Genomic DNA, 5377 nt, shown 5'->3' on the forward strand with positions numbered 1-5377 from the left:
TGACTTGTCATTGCGGGCTTGACCCGCAATCCATGCAACCCTTGACTTGTCATTGCGGGCTTGACCCGCAATCCATGGTGGCGCGGCACTACTCCTGCTGCTCGAGAAACCTCTGCGCATCCAGCGCCGCCATGCACCCCGTCCCCGCGCTCGTGATCGCCTGACGGTACACATGATCCTGCACGTCCCCCGCCGCGAACACGCCCGGGATGCTCGTCATCGTCGCGAAGCCGTTCAACCCCGTCTTCGTGATGATATAGCCGTCCTTCATCTCCAGCTGCCCCTGGAAGATCTCGGTGTTCGGCTGGTGGCCGATCGCGATGAAGCAGCCTTGCAGCTTCAGGTCTTCGGTCTCGCCGGTCTTCACGTCCTTCAGCCGGATGCCGGTCACGCCCGTGGCGTCGCCCAGCACCTCGTCCAGCGTCTTGAACAGCTTCAGCTCGATCTTGCCCTCGGCGACCTTCTGCATCACCTTGTCCACCAGGATCGGCTCGGCGCGGAACTTGTCGCGCCGGTGCACCAGGTAGACCTTGCTGGCGATGTTCGACAGGTACAGCGCCTCTTCCACGGCGGTGTTGCCGCCGCCGATCACGCACGTGACCTGGTCGCGGTAGAAGAAGCCGTCGCAGGTGGCGCAGGCGCTCACGCCCTTGCCCATGAACTCCGTCTCCGAGGGCAGGCCCAGGTACTTGGCCGAGGCGCCGGTGGCGATGATCAGGGCGTCGGCGGTGTAGGTGCCGTTGTCGCCGGTGAGCGTGAAGGGGCGCTTCGCGAGGTCGACCTTGTTGATGTGGTCGAACACGATCTCGGTCTTGAAGCGCTCGGCGTGCTCCAGGAAGCGCTGCATCAGCTCGGGGCCCTGCACGCCGTGCACGTCGGCCGGCCAGTTGTCCACCTCGGTGGTGGTCATCAACTGCCCGCCCTGCGCGATGCCGGTGATCAGCATGGGTTGCAGGTTGGCGCGTGCGGCGTAGACGGCGGCGGTGTAGCCGGCCGGCCCGGAGCCGAGGATCAGGACTTTGGCGTGCTTGTCGTTCATGGGTGGAAAACCTGTGTGGGAAACGCCACAGGTCGGTGTACATTTCTGGCCGATTCGCGAAGTATCAAGCATGCGGCAAGGGCCCAGGCTTGCGCCGCTTTCATCAGAGCGATTGTAAGAACCCATGACGGGTCGCCACGCGGAAGGGATTTAGAACATGTCGATGCTGTCCAACCTGGAGTTGATCCGCCGGGTGCCCTTGTTTGCCCTGCTGACCTCCAACCAGGCGGAGGCGGTTGCCGATGCGGTCATCAAGAGGCGCTTCAAGCGCGGCGAGACCATCGTGGAGCAGGGCGAGAAGACCAACACCCTCTTCATCATCCTCACCGGCCGGGTGCGCGTGGTCACCTCCGACAAGCGCGGCCGCGAGGTGATCCTGGCCACGCTCAACCCCGGCGACTACATCGGCGAGATGAGCCTCATCGACAACGAGCCGCACTCGGCCACCTGCCGCGCCGAGGTGCAGACCGACATGCTGACCCTGGGCCGCGCCGAGTTCGCGCGCTGCCTGCCCGAGAACAGCTCCATGTCGTACGCGATCATGAAGGGGCTGGTGCAGCGGCTGCGCCAGGCGGACCGCAAGATCGAGTCGCTGGCCCTGATGGACGTGTACGGCCGCGTCGCCCGCGCCCTGCTGGAATTCGCGCAGCCGGACCGCGAGGGCCTGATGACCATCCGCGAGCGCATCTCGCGCCAGGACATCGCCAAGATGGTCGGCGCCTCGCGCGAGATGGTCAGCCGCGTGATGAAGGACCTGGAGGACCGCGGGTTCATCGAGACGCGGGAGGATGGGTCGATGCTGGTGAAGGACCGGCTGACGACGCTCGGGTAAGTCCGTCATTGCACATCCCTTGTCATTGCGGCCTTGAGCCGCAATCCACGGGTGTTGGTTCGCCACCAATGGATCCCGGGTCCAGCCCGGGATGACATGGCCTTTCCGGGGTGACCCGCTTCCGCTGCGCTAAGCTCGCGGCTGCGCATGACGTACTCGCTCAACACCCTCACGGACGGCGCGCAGGCGCCTTCCGGACCGCGCGTCGGGCTGGCGCGCTTTGCCCACGAGACGGCGCTGGTGCTGGGGGCCGCGGCCCTGGTGTTCTGGCTGCTCGCGCTGGCGAGCCACTCCCCGGCCGACGCGGCCTTCTCCACCTCCGGTGACGGCAGCCCCGTCCGCAACTGGGGCGGCCGGCTGGGCGCCTGGCTCGCCGACGGCAGCTTCTTCCTCCTGGGCTACAGCGTGTGGTGGTGCTTCGCCGCCGGCCTGCGCGCCTGGCTGGCCTCGCTCGCCCGCTGGATGCGCGGCGACCACCCCGTGCCCGGCGCGCAGCCGCAGCGGTGGCTGCACGGCCGCGCCGCCTTCTGGATCGCCCTGGCGGTGCTGCTGGTCGCCAGCAGCGCGCTGGAGTGGTCGCGCCTGTACCGCTTCGAGCCGCGCCTGCCGGACCACGCCGGCGGCGCGCTCGGCTGGCTGGCCGGCCCGCTCGCGATGAACTGGCTGGGATTCAACGGCTCGGGCCTGGTGGCCATCGCGCTGATGGTGCTGGCCTCCGCCATCGTGTTCCGCTTCTCCTGGAGCCACGTGGCCGAGCGCATCGGCGCGGCCATCGACGGCTTCATCGAGGCGCGGCGCAACAAGCGCGAGCTGGCGCAGGACCTCGCCTTCGGCCAGCGGGCCGCGCGCGAGCGCGAGGAGACGCTGCAGGAAGAGCGCATCGAGATCGAGGAGCACCACCCGACGCCCGTGCTGATCGAGCCGGTGGTGGTGGACGTCCCCAAGAGCGAGCGCGTCGCCAAGGAGCGGCAGAAGCCGCTCTTCACCGAGATGCCCGACAGCAAGCTGCCGCAGGTGGACCTGCTCGATGGCGCATCGGGCCGGCAGGAAACGGTCTCGGCCGAGACGCTGGAGATGACCTCGCGCCTGATCGAGAAGAAGCTCAAGGACTTCGGCGTCGAGGTGCGCGTGGTCGCCGCCGCGCCGGGCCCCGTGATCACGCGCTACGAGATCGAGCCCGCCACGGGCGTGAAGGGCTCGCAGATCGTCAACCTCGCCAAGGACCTGGCGCGCTCGCTGTCGCTGGTATCGATCCGCGTGATCGAGACCATCCCGGGCAAGAACTACATGGCGCTGGAGCTGCCTAATGCCAAGCGGCAGGCGATCAAGCTGTCGGAGATCCTCGGCTCGCAGGCCTACAACGAGGCGAAGTCGCAGCTCACGCTGGGCCTGGGCAAGGACATCGTCGGCAACCCGGTCGTCGCGGACCTCGCGAAGATGCCGCACGTGCTGGTGGCCGGCACCACCGGCTCGGGCAAGTCGGTCGGCATCAACGCGATGATCCTGAGCCTGCTGTACAAGGCCGAGGCGCGCGACGTGCGCCTGCTGATGATCGACCCCAAGATGCTGGAGATGTCGGTCTACGAAGGCATCCCGCACCTGCTGGCGCCGGTGGTCACCGACATGAAGCAGGCCGCCAACGGCCTGACCTGGTGCGTCGCCGAGATGGAGCGGCGCTACAAGCTGATGTCCAAGCTGGGCGTGCGCAACCTCGCCGGCTACAACAACAAGATCGACGAGGCGAAGGCGAAGGAACAGTTCATCTACAACCCCTTCAGCCTGACGCCCGAGAGCCCCGAGCCGCTGGAGCGCCTGCCCTACATCGTCGTCGTGATCGACGAACTGGCCGACCTGATGATGGTGGTCGGCAAGAAGATCGAGGAACTGATCGCCCGCCTGGCGCAGAAGGCGCGCGCGGCCGGCATCCACCTGGTGCTGGCGACGCAGCGCCCGTCGGTGGACGTGATCACGGGTCTCATCAAGGCCAACATCCCGACGCGCATCGCCTTCCAGGTCTCCAGCAAGATCGACAGCCGCACCATCCTCGACCAGATGGGCGCCGAGGCGCTGCTGGGCATGGGCGACATGCTCTACATGGCCAGCGGCACCGGCCTGCCGGTGCGCGTGCACGGCGCCTTCGTGAGCGACGAGGAAGTGCACCGCGTCGTCGCCTACCTCAAGGAGCAGGGCGGCGAGCCGAACTACATCGAGGGCGTGCTGGAAGGCGGCACGGTCGATGGCGAGGACGGCGGCGCGCTCGCGGGCGGGGAGGGCGGTGGCGGCGAGGGCGATCCGCTGTACGACCGCGCGGTCGAGGTGGTGCTCAAGAACCAGAAGGCCAGCATCTCCCTGGTGCAGCGCCACCTGGCCATCGGCTACAACAAGGCGGCGAACCTGCTGGAAGCCATGGAAAAGGCCGGGCTCGTCAGTCCCATGAACGCCCGCGGCCAGCGTGAAATCCTGGTGCCCGGCCGAGCGGAATAACGTTCGGTAACGAACTCCAGCGGGCGGGGGCAACCCAACCGACAATCAACCCATGTCATCCCGGGCTTGACCCGGGATCCATGCATGCGTGGCACCACGCCACCAGTGGATTGCGGGTCGAGCCCGCAATGACAACCTTGTAGACATTCATGAACAAGACCATTCTTGCCGCCCTCCTGTCCGTCAGCGCATTCGCCGCCCATGCCGGCGCCATGGAAAGCCTGGAGAACTTCGTCCGCACGGCCAAGTCCGGCCACGCGGAATTCACGCAGGTGATCACCGGTCCTTCGCGCCAGGGGCAGGCCGGGAAGACCAAGCATTCCAGCGGCACCTTCGACTTCCAGCGGCCGAACCGCTTCCGCTTCGAGTACCGCAAGCCTTTCGAGCAGACCATCGTGGCCGACGGCCAGACGCTGTGGCTCTACGACAAGGACCTGAACCAGGTGAGCCAGCGCCGCCAGGCCAAGGTCCTCGGCTCCACGCCCGCGGCGCTGATCGCTGCATCGCCCGACCTCGAGACGCTCAAGCGCGACTTCGACCTGCAGGCGCTGCCGGACGAAGGCGGCCTGCAGTGGGTGCAGGCCACGCCGAAGCAGAAGGAAGGCCAGCTCACGAACATGAAGGTGGGCTTCCGCGGGGACCAGCTCGCGGCGCTGGAGATCCTGGACAGCTTCGGGCAGCGGTCGGTGCTGACGTTCACGGGGATGCAGGTGAATGCGGGCGTGAACGCGGACGCCTTCCGCTTCACGCCGCCGAAGGGCGCGGACGTGGTCCAGGCGAATTGAATGAGGATGTCATCCCGGGCTTGCCCCGGGATCCATGCATGCGTGGCACTGCGCCACCGGTGGATTGCGGGTCAAGCCCGCAATGACAACCTGGCGCCTGCAATGACAGCCGATGCCTTGTCATCCCGGGCGTGACCCGGGATCCATGCATGCGTGGCAGTGCGCCACCGGTGGATTGCGGGTCAAGCCCGCAATGACAACCTGGCGCCCGCAATGACAACCGATGCCTTGTCATCC

The 5377-nt window shown here is 67.0% G+C and carries 4 protein-coding genes; 3 read left to right on the forward strand and 1 reads right to left on the reverse strand.

From position 1 onward, the window contains the following. Positions 1-88: 88 nt before the first annotated feature. Positions 89-1039, reverse strand: a complete 951-nt coding sequence (gene trxB, locus ACY0MJ_RS22230) for a thioredoxin-disulfide reductase (RefSeq protein ID WP_462640745.1) — start codon at positions 1037-1039, stop codon at positions 89-91. Between the two features lie 157 nt (positions 1040-1196). Here trxB and ACY0MJ_RS22235 point away from each other — a divergent pair, with 157 nt between their 5' ends. The 3 genes from ACY0MJ_RS22235 to lolA all read left to right on the forward strand — a co-directional run bounded on the left by ACY0MJ_RS22235 (position 1197) and on the right by lolA (position 5140). Then, positions 1197-1871 carry a Crp/Fnr family transcriptional regulator gene (locus tag ACY0MJ_RS22235; RefSeq protein ID WP_171563639.1) on the forward strand — a complete coding sequence of 225 codons (675 nt, stop codon included), beginning with the start codon at positions 1197-1199 and terminating at the stop codon, positions 1869-1871. 147 nt (positions 1872-2018) lie between these two features. Continuing rightward, positions 2019-4355 carry a DNA translocase FtsK gene (locus ACY0MJ_RS22240; RefSeq protein ID WP_462640746.1) on the forward strand — a complete coding sequence of 779 codons (2337 nt, stop codon included), beginning with the start codon at positions 2019-2021 and terminating at the stop codon, positions 4353-4355. Positions 4356-4504: 149 nt separating this feature from the next. Further along, positions 4505-5140 carry an outer membrane lipoprotein periplasmic chaperone LolA gene (gene lolA, locus ACY0MJ_RS22245; RefSeq protein ID WP_462640747.1) on the forward strand — a complete coding sequence of 212 codons (636 nt, stop codon included), beginning with the start codon at positions 4505-4507 and terminating at the stop codon, positions 5138-5140. Positions 5141-5377 lie beyond the last annotated feature (237 nt).

The organism is Ramlibacter sp. bp-362, from assembly GCF_054956735.1.

Coding starts and splice junctions, on each gene's coding strand:
- lolA (WP_462640747.1), top strand. CDS start 4,505: ATGAACAAGACCATTCTTGCCGCCCTCCTGTCCGTCAGCGCATTCGCC.
- ACY0MJ_RS22235 (WP_171563639.1), top strand. CDS start 1,197: ATGTCGATGCTGTCCAACCTGGAGTTGATCCGCCGGGTGCCCTTGTTT.
- ACY0MJ_RS22240 (WP_462640746.1), top strand. CDS start 2,019: ATGACGTACTCGCTCAACACCCTCACGGACGGCGCGCAGGCGCCTTCC.
- trxB (WP_462640745.1), bottom strand. CDS start 1,039: ATGAACGACAAGCACGCCAAAGTCCTGATCCTCGGCTCCGGGCCGGCC.